Here is a 15,708-nt window from a genome sequence, read left to right as displayed (position 1 = left end):
TCTTTATAAATTAAATTTCTATCGTAATTAAGCCCCCTTACTTTTTAAGATCTGCGTGTCTGCAGTACTACTCGGTTTTAGTTTCTTGGGTTTTTCGTAAGGTGTAATAGAGATCAAAACGGCCAAGGATGGGCTATCAAAGTAATTAATTGTATTTAATTTCAACCGGCGAGTTTCTGCCATCAGTAGGTTACCAGTGTAATGGCTGTCTATTGGCATCGCCAAGCTGCCAGTACTGGCAGATGCCATCAATAACTTATCGTTTGTAGGCGATGCCAGCAGCTGATTGGTCAGCAGCAACTTATCCATTGGCAGGATTGGGTTCAGGCGATTCAACCAGAGCTGAGGCGCTGCGTGGACAAAGCGGCGTGCAGAAAGTGTTATGATCCCTTCCAGCTCACTATCATTCCCCACTTTTTGGCCGGCTTCGATGTAAATGTGAGTCGGTTCACTATCCGGTTGTAGAGGTATGCGCCAGCTGGCCTGGTAGAGCAGGCGATAATCGCGGCTGCGTCTGATAGAGCCGGCTTCACTGTTGAGTTGTCCCAGGTTGGGGGGGAGTAGTATTAGTGGTTGTGTGGCGATATTGGGCTTTCTATCAAGCGGGATGCGTTTGGCGGAGCCTGAATAGGTTGCGTCATCCATTGAAGACGGACTGTTTCGCTGGTAAGTCGCCTGTGTTTGTGTTGGCAGGAATTCTTTGCCTACTGTCAGTTGTTCGACGGTATAAAGCTTCACTGCATTCAGTGGAAAGCGGTGTTCGGCGACAGACGGCCAGCGCTCCGCAGAATCCATGGCCTTATCCAGACGGCTGATTACCAGAACATCAACCTGGTACCAGTCTTCTTCATCGCTTGAAGAGGTCTGTTTGTCGGTGTTGGCGCTGGCACCTGTACCACCTGTAACGAGAGCGAGCAGCAGACTGGTCAGCAAGAGTGTACGCAGTATCATCATTATGGCGATGTCACTTTATTTGATAGTGTCTAACGTTTATTGCCAGTAGCTCTCACTGTCAGGCAGACAGCGAGAGCTCTTCCAGCAGATTTTGTGTGATTTGCAGGCGTTGCTCAACCGTTTCCATAGATGTTGTGTATTTCAGGGTTGAAGCGCCCTGCAGGCGATAACGTTGAGGTTCGCGCTGAACCATCCTGACCAATTTCATTGGGTCAACGTTAGGCGTCGTTGAAAAATCAATGGTGCCGGCTTTTTCGCCGGTATCGATTCGGTCAATCCCCAGCTTCTGTGCCAGCAACTTGAGTTCAGTCACCCGGAACAGGTATTTGACGGGGTTTGGCAGCAATCCAAACCGGTCAATCATCTCCACCTGCAGCTCTCTCAGTGTTGTACTGTTTGAGGCTGAAGCTATCCGTTTATAGAGGACCAGACGGGTATGAACGTCAGGAATATAGTCATCCGGGATGAGTGCCGGTAGGCGGAGGTTGATATCGGTGTGGGTGGCCAGCGGTTTCTCCGGGTCTGGTGTTCGGCCGTGACGGATATCATCGACGGCACGTTCCAGCATCTCCATGTAGAGGGTAAACCCGACGGTTTGGATTTGGCCGGACTGTTCGTCGCCCAGTAGTTCACCGGCACCCCTGATTTCCATGTCATGGGTGGCCAGGGTAAAGCCCATGCCCAGATCGCCGGCCTGCTCAATGGCTTCCAGTCGTTTGACCGCATCTGCTGTCATACTTCTGCGACTGGGTGTCATGAGATAAGCGTAAGCCTGGTGGTGCGAGCGACCGACCCGACCACGAAGCTGGTGCAGCTGGGCCAGGCCAAATTTGTCGGCGCGATCAATGATGATGGTATTAGCGCTGGGGATGTCAATCCCGGTCTCAATGATCGTTGTGCAGACAAGGACGTTGTGGCGCTTGTGGTAGAAATCCTGCATGACCTGCTCCAGCTCCCGCTCCCGCATTTGGCCGTGGCCAATGGCGACCCGGGCTTCAGGGAGCATGTCCTGAAGATCGCCCGCAACCTTTTCAATGCTTTTGACTTCGTTATGCAGATAGTAGACCTGGCCGCCACGCAGCAGTTCCCTGAGTATGGCTTCCTTGATCAGTATGCTGTCGGCTTCTCTGACAAAGGTTTTGACGGCAAGTCTGCGTGCTGGAGGCGTTGCAATGATGCTCAGATCACGCATATTCGCCATGGCCATGTTGAGGGTTCGCGGAATGGGTGTGGCCGTAAGTGTCAGAATGTCCACTTCAGACCGGAGTGACTTGAGTTTTTCTTTCTGTCTGACACCAAAGCGGTGTTCTTCATCAATGATCAGTAACCCGAGATTTTTGAAGGTAGTGTCTTCCTGTAGCAGCTTATGGGTGCCTATGATGATATCGATGGCGCCTTCTGCGAGGCCATTTTTCAATTCACTGATTTGCTTGGCCGTCTTGAAGCGGGACATGACTTCCACTTTGACCGGCCAGTCAGCAAAGCGATCCCTGAAGCTTTCGAAGTGCTGTTGAGCTAATAATGTGGTGGGTACGAGTACGGCGACCTGACGGCTGTTGTGTACAGCCATAAAGGCGGCTCGCATGGCGACTTCGGTTTTGCCAAAACCCACGTCACCGCAGATCAGGCGATCCATCGGGCGATCGGCCATCATGTCCCGAACTACTGCCTGAATGGAGGCTTCCTGGTCCGGTGTTTCCTCAAAAGGAAAGGCTGAGGCAAAGATCTGATAATCTGCGCCGGGGTCGCTGCAGGCAAAACCGGACTGGGCTTCCCGGCGGGCATAGATATCCAGTAATTCAGCGGCTGCATCGCGGGCTTTTTCTGCGGCTTTCTGGCGAGCCTTACTCCACTGTTCTGTGCCGAGGCGGCTGATAGGGGCCAGTTCGTCATCGGCGCCACTGTAGCGGGATACCAGGTGGAGAGATGATACCGGGACATAAAGCTTGGCTTCGTCCGCATACTCAATGGTCAGGAATTCCTGGGGCTGGTTGTTGAGATCAATGGTTTGCAATCCCCGATAACGTCCAATGCCGTGATCTAGGTGAACAACCGGCGCGCCAAGGCTGAGTTCGCCGAGATTGCGAATGGCCAGATCGGTTTCATCGGTTGCACGTTTGCGGCGTCGGCGTTGCATGACCTGGCCGCCCAGTAGTTGGGTTTCTGTTAATAGCAGGGTGTTGTCTTTATCCAGCCATAGTGGAGAATCAATTGGGGCTGTGGTGATGGCGAGCGGGGTACCGGATGATACAAAATCATGCCAGCCGCTTGTTGCAGCAGGGTTGATGTCATGGCGGTTCAGAAGTTCAGTCAGGTTTTCGCGCCGACCTGCGGATTCCGCACATAGAAGCACGCGGCTGGCATCAGACATCAGGGCTTGCAGTGCGGCGAGAGGCTCGCTGGATTTGTGGTCAATTTCGACGCTCGGTACAGTGCGGACAGGTAAGTCGTAGTGGCCTGCCTTATTGGTGACTGGCCCATGTTCCAGTTGGATTCTAGGGAGTGCCTTGCACTGCCGGAACAGTTCTTCATCAGCGAGAAAAATCTCGGCTGGTGGGAGGATCGGGCGTGAAGGATCCACTTTCCGGTTATCGTAACGACTGTTCAGGTCATCCCTGAAATGGGCCACTGCCGGCTTGATATCACCGGTGGTGATCAGAAGTGTGTTATCCGGCAGGTAGTCAAACAGGGAAGCAGTTTTGGTGAAGAACAGGGAAAGATAGTACTCGGCTCCCGGCGATGCCAGGCCACGGCTCAGATCCAAATAGAGGGGGCACTCACGGTAATCGACATCGAAGCGACTGCGGAACGCCTGTTTGAAGTGGGAGATGGCGTCCGGTGTGAGCGGGTATTCCCGGGCCGGCAGCAGATTAATACGCTCGACCTGTTCAATAGAGCGCTGGGTTTCCGGATCAAAGGTCCTTAAGGTATCAATCTCATCATCGAACAGGTCAATCCGGAAGGGGGTGTTACTGCCCATGGGAAAGATATCGATGATGGATCCACGCATGGCGTAATCGCCGTGTTCATAAACCGTATCGACACAGTGGTATCCTGCGCTTGCCAGAATGTGTCGCTGTTTTTCTCGATCGAATGCGTCACCTGCTGCCAGTACCAGGCTGTGTCCTTCCAAAAAGGTGGTGGGAGGCGTTTTGTGCAGCAGGGTGCTGGCTGCTACGATCAGGATGCCTCGGGTGGTTCGCGGCAGTTTGTGCAGGGTGCGGAGACGTTGGGAAATAATATCCTGATGGGGGGAAAAGGTGTCGTAAGGCAGGGTTTCCCAGTCAGGGTAGGTCAGCAAGTCAAGCTGCTGGGTGGGATCGATGAAAAAATCAAGTTCCCTGCGCAGGCGTTCGGCCTGTTCCTGGTCTGGCGTGATGATCAGGCTGAAACCGGTATGTCGCTGGGCTGCATCGGCGACTGCGAGCGATAATGCCGCCCCTTGAGCGTCGCCCCAGACCTGCTTGTCGCCGGGTTTGACCGGAAGCGGGAAAGTGAACTGTGTCATGAACATCCTGTAACGGCTGGATTCAATTAAAGTGCCGATTCTAGCAGGAAGGGAAAACCCCGTCCTCCTGCACTGAAAGCAAACAAAAAAGAACAGAAAAAGACGTTTCCGCACGGTGAATGTGTTGCGAAGTGTAACCCGAATCGCGATAATGGCGGCGCGCTAACCCGAGTCGGTGCCAGGGGGTCGTTGTATCATGGGCCGGGTCGGGGCCGATAAACAACAGCCATGGGCGAACAGGGTGTTTCCCGGGCGCTTCCTGGTTGTCTCGCTAGAGAATGCAGGTAACAGAGTGACTCAAGAGAAAATGCTTGATAGTTTCGCCGACTGGAAAGAACGTGAAGCCATGGCCGAGTCCATGATTCCACTGGTTGGCAAACTGTACAGGGATCATAACGTTGTAACCTCTCTTTTTGGCCGCCCGATTATTAACCGTTCTGTTATTGATATCATCAAGGCTCACCGTTTTGTCCGCCAGGTTGAGCAGAATGGCCTCTCTGTCCGTGAAACCCTGCCGGTGCTGGAGCAGCTGGCGACATTAAAGCTGGGCCCGTCCCGTATTGATATTGGCAAGCTGGCCATGAAATTCAAATCGCAGGATCAGTTTGCGGAACTGAATGATTTTCTGCGTGATGAGCTGAAAGAGGTTCTGGGGGGCGAGCAGCCTGAATCTGAAAGTGGTCAGGACGTTGTGCTGTACGGCTTTGGCCGTATTGGTCGCCTGATGGCACGTATTCTGATTGAGCGTGCGGGTGGCGGTGCGGGGCTTAACCTTCGCGCGATCGTTGTACGTAATGGCGGTGCCGAGAATGATCTGGCCAAGCGGACCAGTCTTCTGCGTCGTGATTCGGTACACGGTTCCTTCCGTGGTACGCTCAGTATTGATGAAGAGAATCAGTGTATCATTGCGAATGGCGTACGTATTCAGGTTATCTATTCCAATTCACCGGATTCCATTGATTACACCCAGTACGGGATCAATAACGCTATTGTGGTTGATAACACCGGAAAATGGCGTGATGAAGAGGGGCTGGGCCTGCATTTGAAATGTCCCGGTGTGTCTCGCGTGGTTCTGACAGCGCCTGGTAAGGGAGAGATGAAGAACATCGTTTACGGTGTGAATCATGATCTGATCAGTACCGATGACCGGATTGTTTCAGCGGCATCCTGCACGACTAACGCTATCACGCCAATCCTGAAAGCGCTGCTGGATAAATATGGCATTGAGAATGGTCACGTTGAGACGGTGCATGCCTATACCAACGACCAAAATCTCATTGATAACTACCACAAGGGCGATCGCCGAGGTCGTGCCGCAGCCCTGAATATGGTGGTGACTGAGACGGGAGCAGCGAAAGCGGTTGCCAAGGCTATTCCCGAGCTTAAGGGCAAGCTGACCGGTAATGCGATTCGGGTGCCGACGCCGAATGTTTCTCTGGCGATCCTGAATCTGAACTTGAAAAGCAGCACGACTGTTGATGAACTCAACGATTATCTGCGGGAATGTTCCCTGTACTCGGATCTGCAAAAGCAGATTGATTACGTCAAATCGCTTGAAGTGGTTTCCAGTGATTTCGTCGGTTCTCGTTATGCCGGTATTGTGGATGCAGAGGCGACCATCGTTGATGGTGATCGCTGTGTGTTGTATGTCTGGTATGACAATGAATTCGGCTACAGCTGTCAGGTAAATCGAATCCTGCAGCATATGGCGGGTGTCATGTATCCTGTGTTCCCGCACAGCTGATTCCATCGGATTATTCCTGCTTAACCCAGCCTGCTGGTGGTGAAAACACAGTCACTGCCAGCAGGTTGGCTTCCATCCTGATTTTTTCTGCTTTACTTCAATGTGTTAAATCGTGATTGGTGGCAACGTGTGTTGCTGGCGTTGATTGGTCAATGCGGAAATGCGCGTTTCAGAAAAAATGCTGTACAGGGAATGTCGGCTTAATGGCATTACCAGCTATATGAGGAGCAAATCTGTATGGCATATTAGCATAACGGTCATTATAATTCGCCCTTGGGATTTCAGGGGAACACTATTCGGAATGACCGATCGTTAACTAGGCGGTCGCTGTTACTTCAAACCGTAGACTCCCCCTATACCTGAAAGTGAAATTAGAACGGGCACAGGCCTGCACGGGGCGGATATAACATCAAAATCAAGCTTCCGTCCTGCCAGTCACCTGGAGAAAGGTTTTCCTTCACCTTGCATGCAACCGGTTAGGCGAAACGTATGATCAACATAAAACGGGGCCTGGATCTACCGATAACGGGATCGCCAGAGCAGACCATTGCTGAGGAACGTCATGTGCGTTCCGTTGCGGTGCTCGGCTCTGACTATGTGGGAATGAAACCCACTATGGCGGTCGCAGTCGGAGACCGGGTAAACCTGGGGCAACTGCTTTTTACTGATAAGAAAAATACCGATGTCCGTTATACATCTCCGGCGAGTGGTGTCGTCGCTGCGATTCACCGAGGTGAAAAGCGCGTCTTCCAGTCACTGGTCATTGATGTTGACGGCGAGGGAGAGGAGACTTTCTCCCAGTATGCACCTGCAGATCTTGACGGTCTGACCAGGGAACAGGTGCAGACGAATCTGGTGCAATCCGGCTTGTGGACCGCATTGCGTACCCGTCCTTACAGCAAGGTCCCGGTACCGGGTACTGCACCGGTCGCGCTGTTTGTGACGGCTATGGATACCAATCCGCTTTCGGCCAATCCGGAAGTGATCATTGCCGAGCAGGCCGAAGCCTTCGAGCAGGGGCTGAAGGTGCTCAGCAAGCTAACGGATGGCAAACTTTATCTTTGCAAGGCCCCGGGGGCAGTTATGCCGACGGGTCCCGCACAGGTTGAAGAGTTTTCCGGCCCTCACCCGGCAGGTTTGGCAGGAACCCATATTCATTTCCTCGAGCCCGTCGGCGCCAACAAGATGGTCTGGCACATTGGTTATCAGGATGTGATTGCTGTCGGCAAACTGTTTGTGACAGGTCGCCTGTTTGTCGAACGTGTGGTTGCACTGTCCGGTCCTCAGGTGGAAAAACCACGTCTGATCCGGATCCGTCTGGGTGCCAGCACGGAAGAGCTGACCGCAGGTGAGTTGCTGACCGATGAGAATCGTGTGATTTCTGGCTCTGTCTTTGGTGGTTTTACGGCCAGCGGCCCTTATGCCTACCTGGGGCGCTACAGCAACCAGCTGACCGTATTGCGCGAAGGCCGTGAGCGTCCATTGCTGCATTACATTGTGCCAGGTTCTGATCGCTTTTCGGTGATGCCAATCTATGTATCCCGTTTCATGAAGAAGCTGTTCCCGTTCAGCACAACCACGAACGGCAGCGAGCGTGCCATGTTGCCTGTTGGTGCATATGAAAAGGTGATGCCGCTGGATGTGCTGCCGACTCAGCTGCTGCGCTCCATTATTGTCGGCGATACTGAAACGGCCCAGAAGCTGGGTGTATTGGAGTTGGATGAAGAAGATCTGGCCCTGTGCACCTATGTATGCCCGGGCAAGTATGAGTTCGGTCCGATCCTGCGTGATAATCTGACCACCATCGAGAAAGAGGGGTGACCATGGGGTTGCGAAAAGTTCTTGATTCCGTCGCGCCTCTGTTTGAGAAAGGGGGCAAGTACGAAAAATGGTATCCGCTGTATGAAGCGGTTGATACCGTCTTTTACAGTCCGCCGTCCGTCACCCATACCACATCACATGTGCGTGACGGGATTGACCTGAAGCGTATCATGATCACCGTCTGGGCCTGTGCGTTTCCCGCCATGTTTTATGGCATGTGGAACCTGGGTTATCAGGCGAACATGGCCATTCAGGGTGGTTTGTCTGCACCGTCTGACTGGCATGGTTGGTTGATCAGCCTGTTTGCGGGTCATGATCCGTCCAGTATCTGGGACAACATGATCTACGGGGCGGCTTACTTCCTGCCGGTTTACCTGGTCACGTTTATGGTGGGTGGCTTCTGGGAAGTCCTGTTTGCCACCGTGCGTAAGCATGAGATTAACGAGGGTTTCTTCGTTACTTCCATTCTGTTTGCATTGACTGTACCGCCGACCATCCCGCTGTGGCAGGTTGCCCTGGGTATCAGCTTTGGTGTGGTGATTGGTAAGGAAGTCTTCGGTGGTACCGGTAAGAACTTCCTGAACCCGGCGCTGACAGGTCGTGCGTTCCTGTTTTTTGCATATCCTGCACAGATGTCCGGCGACGCGGTATGGACCGTCGTCGACGGTTTCAGTGGTGCGACTGCACTGAGCCTGGGCGCTGACGGTGGTGTTGAAAACATCATGAGCCACGGTATTACCTGGTTTGATGCGTTCTACGGCAACATTCAGGGCTCTATCGGTGAGACCTCCACGCTGGCCATCCTGCTGGGTGGTGCGGTCATGATTGCCATGGGTATCGCGTCATGGCGGATTGTTGCCGGAACCATACTGGGCATGATTGCCATGAGCACACTGTTTAATGTGATCGGCTCTGATACCAATCCGATGTTCGCCATGCCCTGGTACTGGCACTTCGTACTGGGTGGTTTTGCCTTTGGTCTGATCTTTATGACCACTGACCCGGTCTCCGCAGCCATGACCCATACCGGGCGCTGGTTGTTTGGTGCCCTGATTGGTGTGATGGTCATTCTGATCCGTGTCGCCAACCCGGCCTTCCCGGAAGGCATGATGCTGGCAATTCTGTTTGCCAACCTGTTTGCACCGTTGCTTGATCATTTTGTGGTGCAGGCCAACATCAAACGTCGGGAGGCACGCGTCAATGGCTAATAACGACACAATTAAAAAGACGCTGCTGGTCACCATCACACTGTCGCTCGTGTGTTCGGTGCTGGTGTCTGGTGCGGCGGTTGCGTTGAAGTCCCGGCAGAACGAGAACAAGGTGCTGGATGTTCAGCAGAATATTCTTGCGATCTCGGGGCTGGTGGCCGATCCCAAGGCGCTGAGCCGTCAGGAAATCCAGGAAGAGTTCAGCAAGATCACTCCGAAGCTTGTGGATCTCGAAACCGGCAAATTTGACACCAAACTGGATGTCGACACATTTAACCAGCAGGCGGCCTCCAAGGATCCTGCGATGTCCAATGCGTTGCCTGCCGATCAGGACAAGGCGCTGATCAAGCGTCTGGAGAAGACAGCCAAGATCTACGTTGTTGAGAAGAATGGCAAACTGGAAACGGTCATTCTGCCTGTACGTGGTTATGGTCTGTGGTCAACCCTGCATGGCTTTCTGGCGCTGGAGAGTGATCTCAATACAGTCGCTGGCTTTGGTTTCTATCAGCATGCTGAAACACCCGGCCTGGGTGGTGAGGTTGATAATCCTCGCTGGAAAGGGCTCTGGATCGGTAAAGAAGTCTTTGATGACAAAGGCAATATTGATATTACCGTCGTCAAGGGTGCCGTTGATCCATCAGCGTCTGATGCCAAGCATAAGGTGGATGGTCTTTCCGGTGCGACTCTGACCAGCCGTGGTGTCGATAACCTGGTCAAGTTCTGGCTTGGCAAGAATGGCTTTGGCCCGTTCCTCAACAATCTGAAGAAGGGGGAGTCGTAAGATGAGTGAAAAGAAAGACGTCATCCTGACGCCCATATTCAACAACAACCCCATCGCGTTGCAGATACTGGGTATCTGTTCCGCGCTGGCGGTAACGACCAGTATGAAGGTCAGCCTGGTTATGGCAATTGCCGTAATCTTCGTAACGGCCTTTTCCAACCTGTTTGTATCGCTGATCCGGAATCAGATTCCGAACAGCATCCGGATCATCGCCCAGATGACGATCATTGCGTCGCTGGTTATCGTGGTCGACCAGGTTTTGAAAGCCTACGCCTACGAAATCAGCAAGCAGTTGTCGGTGTTTGTGGGTCTGATCATTACCAACTGTATCGTGATGGGCCGTGCTGAAGCCTATGCGATGAAGAATCCTCCGGGCATGTCCTTCTTGGATGGTATTGGTAACGGTCTTGGTTACGGAGCAGTACTGCTGGTTGTTGGTTTCTTCCGTGAACTTCTGGGTTCCGGCAAGCTGTTTGGCTTTGAAGTCCTGCCGCTGGTTAACAATGGTGGCTGGTATCTGCCTAATGGCTTGATGTTGCTGGCACCTAGCGCCTTCTTCCTGATCGGTCTGTTGATCTGGGCATTGCGCGCCTGGAAAACGGAGCAGGTTGAGGCACCTGAATACAAGATGGCGGCGCACACGACGGCTAAGGAGGCGCACTGATCATGGTAGAGCATTATCTTAGCCTGTTCGTCAAGGCAGTGTTCGTTGAGAACATGGCCTTGGCGTTCTTCCTGGGCATGTGTACCTTCCTGGCTGTGTCCAAGAAGATTCAGACCGCATTTGGTCTCGGTGTTGCGGTTATCGTGGTACTGGCAATTACTGTACCGGTCAATAACCTGATTTTTACCCATGTGCTGAAAGAAGGCGCGATCGTAGAGGGCGTTGACCTGACGTTCCTCGGTTATATCACCTACATCGGTGTTATCGCCGCCATCGTTCAGATTCTGGAAATGTTTCTGGATCGTTATGTACCTGCACTGTACAACGCACTCGGTGTTTTCCTGCCTTTGATCACGGTGAACTGCGCCATTCTGGGTGCTTCCCTGTTCATGGTGGAGCGGGACTACAGTTTTGGTGACAGTGTCGTCTACGGCTTGGGCGCTGGTACCGGTTGGGCGTTGGCCATCGTGGCACTGGCCGGTATCCGTGAGAAGCTGAAATACAGCGACGTACCTCCGGGGCTCCGGGGGCTGGGCATCACATTCATTACCGTAGGACTGATGTCGCTTGGCTTCATGTCCTTCTCCGGTGTCCAGTTGTAAGGGGGGGGAAAGAACATGAGTGATACGCAGATCATTATACTGGGTGTCGTGATGTTCACGCTCATCGTGCTGAGCCTGGTGGCGATTATCCTCGCCGCCCGTTCGAGGCTGGTCAGCACCGGTGACGTGACCATTGAAATCAACGGCGATCCCACCAAAACCATTACGGCGCAGGCCGGTGGTAAACTGCTGCAAACTCTGGCGGGGCAGGGGATTTTCCTCTCATCTGCCTGTGGTGGCGGTGGTACCTGTGCTCAGTGCAAGTGCCAGGTCAGCGATGGCGGTGGTTCGGCACTTCCGACGGAAGAGCCTCACTTCACCCGTCGTGAACTGAACGAAGGCTGGCGTCTGTCCTGTCAGGTACCAGTCAAGCAGAACATGCAGATTGAGGTGCCTGAAGAATTCTTCGGCGTTCAGAAGTGGGAGTGTGAAGTTGTTTCCAACGATAACGTTGCGACGTTTATCAAGGAACTCACGCTGAAGCTGCCTGAAGGTGAGAATGTTGACTTCCGCGCCGGTGGTTACGTGCAGCTTGAGGCGCCTGCCCATGAAGTTGACTACAAGAACTTCGACATTCCTGAAGAGTACAAGGGTGACTGGGATAAGTTTAACCTCTGGCAGTATAAGTCCAAGGTTAACGACACCGTTATTCGTGCCTACTCCATGGCGAACTATCCGGAAGAGAAGGGCATTCTGAAGTTCAACATCCGGATCGCATCTCCGCCGCCGGGAATGGATGTACCGCCGGGGCAGATGTCGTCCTATGTCTTCAACCTGAAGCCGGGCGACAAGATCACTGTTTACGGACCATTTGGTGAGTTCTTCGCCAAGGATACCGATGCTGAGATGGTCTTTGTTGGTGGTGGTGCGGGTATGGCGCCGATGCGTTCCCATATCTTTGACCAGCTCAAACGTCTCAGCTCCAAGCGTAAGATTTCGTTCTGGTATGGTGCGCGCTCCATGCGTGAATCCTTCTATAACGAAGAATATGACCAGCTGGCGGCAGAGAACGACAACTTTAACTGGCATTTGGCCCTCTCTGATCCGCAACCGGAAGACAACTGGAATGGTCTCACCGGGTTTATTCATAACGTGTTGTATGAAAACTACCTGAAGGATCACCCGGCACCTGAAGACTGCGAGTTCTATATGTGTGGACCGCCCATGATGAACGCCGCTGTTATCAAGATGCTGGAAGATCTTGGTGTAGAGCGGGATAATATCCTTCTCGATGACTTCGGCGGCTGATAGGCGTTGAAGAAAAAAGCCCGGTATTTCCGGGCTTTTTTATGTCTGATGAATCACAACTGAGAAGGTGCTCATCGGAAACTCGCATGGTAACGCCAGTGGTATCACGGTAGAATCCGTGCCTTGATTCACACTCAGGATATGGTTCCTTGCCTAAGCGTTTCCCCTTGACCCTGGTGCTGATTGCCCCCCTGGTATTGGCTGCAGCGGTCTATTATCAGTCGACAAGACCCTCCATCCATGCCCTCCATGGTAAGACCATGGGTACGACCTACAACATCAAGTATGTTGCCGATAACTCGGCTCCTTCTGAGGATGTTATTGGCAAGCAGGTGCATCGAGCCCTGCAGGATGTTGATGATCGCATGTCGACTTATAAGCCGGATTCTGAATTGATGCGATTTAACCGGCATCCCGTAGATCAGCCGTTTACCGCCAGTGCTGATCTGGCGGCCTTGATCCGTGAAAGTCAGAAAATCTCCCACATGTCGGGTGGTGCTTATGATGTGACGGTCGGGCCACTGGTGAATCTATGGGGCTTTGGTGCCGGTAATAAGGCGACAGTCGCATCACTGGACCCCACAAAAGATGATCCTGCGTTTATCCAGTGGTTGGCAGAGAGTGGCGCTTCACATGTACCGCCTGCAGATAAAGTCCAGGATGCCATGAAGGCTGTCGGGTATGACAGCGTGGCCGTTGATCATAATCAGCACACCCTGACCCGCCTAAAGCCCGTCTTTGTCGACCTTTCTTCGATAGCCAAGGGTTATGGTGTTGACCAGGCTGCCAGGGCGCTCGAGGCAGAGGGTATTACGGATTATATGGTTGAAGTCGGCGGTGAGGTCCGGATTCGCGGGCATAAGCCAGATGGGCAGGCCTGGCGAATCGCCATCCGGCAGCCGGAATTGCTGACGGAACAGGCAGATGGCATCATAGAAGCCGATAACAAGGGGATTGCCACCTCAGGGGATTACCTGAATTACTACGAGCAGGATGGCGTACATTACTCCCATTTGATTGATGCGCGCACCGGGTACCCAGAGAAACACCGTCTTGCTTCTGTCGCTGTAGTGGCTGACGATACCGCCACAGCAGATGCCTATGCCACGATGTTTATGATCCTGGGGGAAGAAAAAGGATTGTCGCTGGCCGAAAAAGAGGGCCTGGCGGCTTACTTTATCTATCATACGGGTAAGGGCTTTGAGTCGGTCGCCAGTACGGCCTTTCTGCCATACTTGGTGCAATAACCGTTTGCGATCAGTTGTACGACTAACGTTTAATTTGGGTGATATGCAATGACCGTTATGCTCCTGACATTTGCCCTGCTGATGCTCATCATACTCGCCATGTCGATCGGTGTGATTTTTGCCAATAAGCCGATTAAGGGGTCATGTGGTGGTTTGGGGAGCCTGGGCCTGAAGGAGGACTGCCCGATTTGTGGCGGTGGCGATAAGGCGGCAGACAAGCTGCCAGATAATGCCGAATCCCTGTTTTACGATGCCGGTAAGAAGTCGTCATAAGCGGCCGCGCTGGACCTGATAATAATCAGGCGGTTTGATCACCGCCGTTAACCAGATCATTGGAGTGCCTTGATGGGTGTGAGCAATTATGATGTTGTCGTACTTGGCAGCGGGCCGGCCGGCGAAGGGGCGGCTTTTAACGCAGTCAAGCTGGGTAAACGTGTCGCGGTTGTTGAGCAGATGCCGACCGTTGGCGGCAACTGTACCCATCTCGGCACCATTCCTTCCAAAACACTCCGTCACTCCGTTAAACAGATTTATAGCTTTAACAATAACCCCATGTTCCGGGAAATCGGTGAACCTCGGTGGTTCAGTTTCCCGAATGTGCTGAAAAGTGCCCATGAGGTTATTCAGAAACAGGTCAAATCCCGCACCCAGTATTATGCACGTAACCGCATTGATCTCTATTTCGGTATGGGCTGTTTTGTGGATGAGAACACTATTGAAGTGGTGGAAAATGGTGGAAATGTCGAGCATCTTTCTGCACGCCATATCATCATTGCCACAGGTTCACGGCCGTATCGTCCGGCTGATGTAGACTTCACGCATCCCCGTATTTATGACAGTGACACGATTCTGCAACTCAATCACACGCCGCGCCGGATTATTATCTATGGTGCGGGTGTTATCGGTTGTGAATACGCGTCCATATTTTCCAGTCTTGGCGTGCTGGTTGACCTGGTTGATACCCGTGACCGGCTCCTGTCCTTCCTGGATAACGAAATTTCGGATGCCCTGAGTTATCACCTCAGGAAAAACAATGTGATTATCCGACATAACGAGGAATACCAGAAAATCGAAGGCACGGATGACGGTGTGGTCATGCATCTTAAGTCGGGCAAAAAGATTAAAGCGAACGCGTTGTTATGGGCGAATGGCCGCAGTGGTAATACCAAGAACCTGGGGCTTGAGAATATTGGTCTGGAAGCCAACAGCCGTGGACAGCTGAGCGTCAATGAGTATTACCAGACGGACGTTGAAAATGTCTATGCGGCAGGAGATGTCATTGGCTGGCCGAGTTTGGCCAGTGCGTCCTATGACCAGGGGCGCTTTGCGGCTAATAATATCAAGGGTGATGAGCCTCCACTGTTTGTGAGTTCGGTACCGGCCGGTATCTATACCATTCCCGAGATCAGCTCGCTGGGTAAAACCGAAGAAGAGTTAACAGAGGCCGCTGTTCCTTATGAAGTCGGTAAAGCCTTTTTCTCTCGACTGGCAAGGGCGCAAATTACCGGTGAAACTGCAGGTATGCTGAAAATACTCTTCCACCGGGAAACCCTGGAGATCTTGGGTATTCACTGTTTTGGTGACCAGGCGGCGGAGATTGTCCATATCGGCCAGGCCATTATGGAGCAGCCGAATGAGGTCAACAGCCTCAAGTATTTCCTGAATACGACCTTTAACTACCCCACAATGGCCGAAGCCTACCGGGTTGCTGCATTGGATGGAATGAACAGAGTTTTTTGAGCATTTTGTCATAGTAAGGGGAAATTGATGAATAGGCAGGCTAGGCGCATTTTTAGCCTCGATCGTTCATTGGTTTTCCCTATGCGGCGTATGTTTCGAAGAGGATTATGAGTAAGTACTCAAAAACTCCTGTGCAGACCACATGGCAGCCAGCATGAGGCGTATTCGATAATATTTGCCAGTCTCGGAAT

General features: G+C 52.6%; 12 protein-coding genes. 10 read left to right on the top strand and 2 right to left on the bottom strand.

Translation table 11 applies throughout. The annotated features are described in order from the left end of the window. Positions 1-27: 27 nt before the first annotated feature. On the bottom strand, positions 28-954 hold the full coding sequence (locus ABD892_RS20945) for a CsiV family protein (protein ID WP_345198078.1): 927 nt from the start codon (positions 952-954) through the stop codon (positions 28-30). 58 nt (positions 955-1,012) lie between these two features. Then, complete coding sequence (mfd, locus tag ABD892_RS20940) at positions 1,013-4,462, bottom strand: transcription-repair coupling factor (RefSeq protein WP_345198077.1); 3,450 nt, start codon at positions 4,460-4,462, stop codon at positions 1,013-1,015. A gap of 307 nt (positions 4,463-4,769) precedes the next feature. Between mfd and ABD892_RS20935 the strand changes: the two genes are divergently transcribed. The 10 genes from ABD892_RS20935 to sthA all read left to right on the top strand — a co-directional run bounded on the left by ABD892_RS20935 (position 4,770) and on the right by sthA (position 15,517). Further along, a complete protein-coding gene (locus ABD892_RS20935; protein ID WP_425559323.1) occupies positions 4,770-6,206 on the top strand; it encodes a glyceraldehyde-3-phosphate dehydrogenase in 1,437 nt (478 codons plus the stop codon). A 489-nt stretch (positions 6,207-6,695) separates the two neighbouring features. Further along, positions 6,696-8,027 (top strand): Na(+)-translocating NADH-quinone reductase subunit A, encoded by a 1,332-nt coding sequence (locus ABD892_RS20930; RefSeq protein WP_345198076.1) that lies wholly within the window; start codon positions 6,696-6,698, stop codon positions 8,025-8,027. A 2-nt stretch (positions 8,028-8,029) separates the two neighbouring features. Further along, positions 8,030-9,235 carry an NADH:ubiquinone reductase (Na(+)-transporting) subunit B gene (locus ABD892_RS20925; RefSeq protein ID WP_345198075.1) on the top strand — a complete coding sequence of 402 codons (1,206 nt, stop codon included), beginning with the start codon at positions 8,030-8,032 and terminating at the stop codon, positions 9,233-9,235. Then, a complete protein-coding gene (locus ABD892_RS20920; protein WP_345198074.1) occupies positions 9,228-10,016 on the top strand; it encodes a Na(+)-translocating NADH-quinone reductase subunit C in 789 nt (262 codons plus the stop codon). Before ABD892_RS20925 ends, ABD892_RS20920 begins: the two co-directional genes overlap by 8 nt. A 1-nt stretch (position 10,017) precedes the next feature. Then, complete coding sequence (locus ABD892_RS20915) at positions 10,018-10,680, top strand: NADH:ubiquinone reductase (Na(+)-transporting) subunit D (RefSeq protein WP_345198072.1); 663 nt, start codon at positions 10,018-10,020, stop codon at positions 10,678-10,680. Between the two features lie 2 nt (positions 10,681-10,682). Continuing rightward, positions 10,683-11,282: an NADH:ubiquinone reductase (Na(+)-transporting) subunit E gene (gene nqrE, locus ABD892_RS20910; protein ID WP_345198071.1), complete on the top strand. Its 600-nt coding sequence runs from the start codon at positions 10,683-10,685 to the stop codon at positions 11,280-11,282. 15 nt (positions 11,283-11,297) lie between these two features. Further along, entirely contained in the window at positions 11,298-12,530 is a 1,233-nt protein-coding gene (nqrF, locus tag ABD892_RS20905) for an NADH:ubiquinone reductase (Na(+)-transporting) subunit F (protein WP_345198070.1), read from the top strand. Positions 12,531-12,679: 149 nt separating this feature from the next. Further along, positions 12,680-13,777, top strand: coding sequence for an FAD:protein FMN transferase (locus ABD892_RS20900; RefSeq protein ID WP_345198069.1), 1,098 nt, complete (start codon positions 12,680-12,682; stop codon positions 13,775-13,777). Positions 13,778-13,825: 48 nt separating this feature from the next. Then, positions 13,826-14,050: a (Na+)-NQR maturation NqrM gene (gene nqrM, locus ABD892_RS20895; RefSeq protein ID WP_345198068.1), complete on the top strand. Its 225-nt coding sequence runs from the start codon at positions 13,826-13,828 to the stop codon at positions 14,048-14,050. A gap of 72 nt (positions 14,051-14,122) precedes the next feature. After that, positions 14,123-15,517 carry a Si-specific NAD(P)(+) transhydrogenase gene (sthA, locus tag ABD892_RS20890; RefSeq protein ID WP_345198067.1) on the top strand — a complete coding sequence of 465 codons (1,395 nt, stop codon included), beginning with the start codon at positions 14,123-14,125 and terminating at the stop codon, positions 15,515-15,517. Positions 15,518-15,708: the final 191 nt, after the last annotated feature.

It is taken from the genome of Kistimonas scapharcae, assembly GCF_039540975.1.
Taxonomy (GTDB): Bacteria; Pseudomonadota; Gammaproteobacteria; order Pseudomonadales; family Endozoicomonadaceae; genus Kistimonas; species Kistimonas scapharcae.
This window is presented reverse-complemented; position numbering and strand designations above follow the sequence as displayed.

What these genes read in the sequence shown, in the direction of transcription:
- ABD892_RS20945 (WP_345198078.1), bottom strand. Translation starts at nt 954, where the DNA reads ATGATGATACTGCGTACACTCTTGCTGACCAGTCTGCTGCTCGCTCTC.
- mfd (WP_345198077.1), bottom strand. Translation starts at nt 4,462, where the DNA reads ATGACACAGTTCACTTTCCCGCTTCCGGTCAAACCCGGCGACAAGCAG.
- ABD892_RS20935 (WP_425559323.1), top strand. Translation starts at nt 4,770, where the DNA reads ATGCTTGATAGTTTCGCCGACTGGAAAGAACGTGAAGCCATGGCCGAG.
- ABD892_RS20930 (WP_345198076.1), top strand. Translation starts at nt 6,696, where the DNA reads ATGATCAACATAAAACGGGGCCTGGATCTACCGATAACGGGATCGCCA.
- ABD892_RS20925 (WP_345198075.1), top strand. Translation starts at nt 8,030, where the DNA reads ATGGGGTTGCGAAAAGTTCTTGATTCCGTCGCGCCTCTGTTTGAGAAA.
- ABD892_RS20920 (WP_345198074.1), top strand. Translation starts at nt 9,228, where the DNA reads ATGGCTAATAACGACACAATTAAAAAGACGCTGCTGGTCACCATCACA.
- ABD892_RS20915 (WP_345198072.1), top strand. Translation starts at nt 10,018, where the DNA reads ATGAGTGAAAAGAAAGACGTCATCCTGACGCCCATATTCAACAACAAC.
- nqrE (WP_345198071.1), top strand. Translation starts at nt 10,683, where the DNA reads ATGGTAGAGCATTATCTTAGCCTGTTCGTCAAGGCAGTGTTCGTTGAG.
- nqrF (WP_345198070.1), top strand. Translation starts at nt 11,298, where the DNA reads ATGAGTGATACGCAGATCATTATACTGGGTGTCGTGATGTTCACGCTC.
- nqrM (WP_345198068.1), top strand. Translation starts at nt 13,826, where the DNA reads ATGACCGTTATGCTCCTGACATTTGCCCTGCTGATGCTCATCATACTC.
- sthA (WP_345198067.1), top strand. Translation starts at nt 14,123, where the DNA reads ATGGGTGTGAGCAATTATGATGTTGTCGTACTTGGCAGCGGGCCGGCC.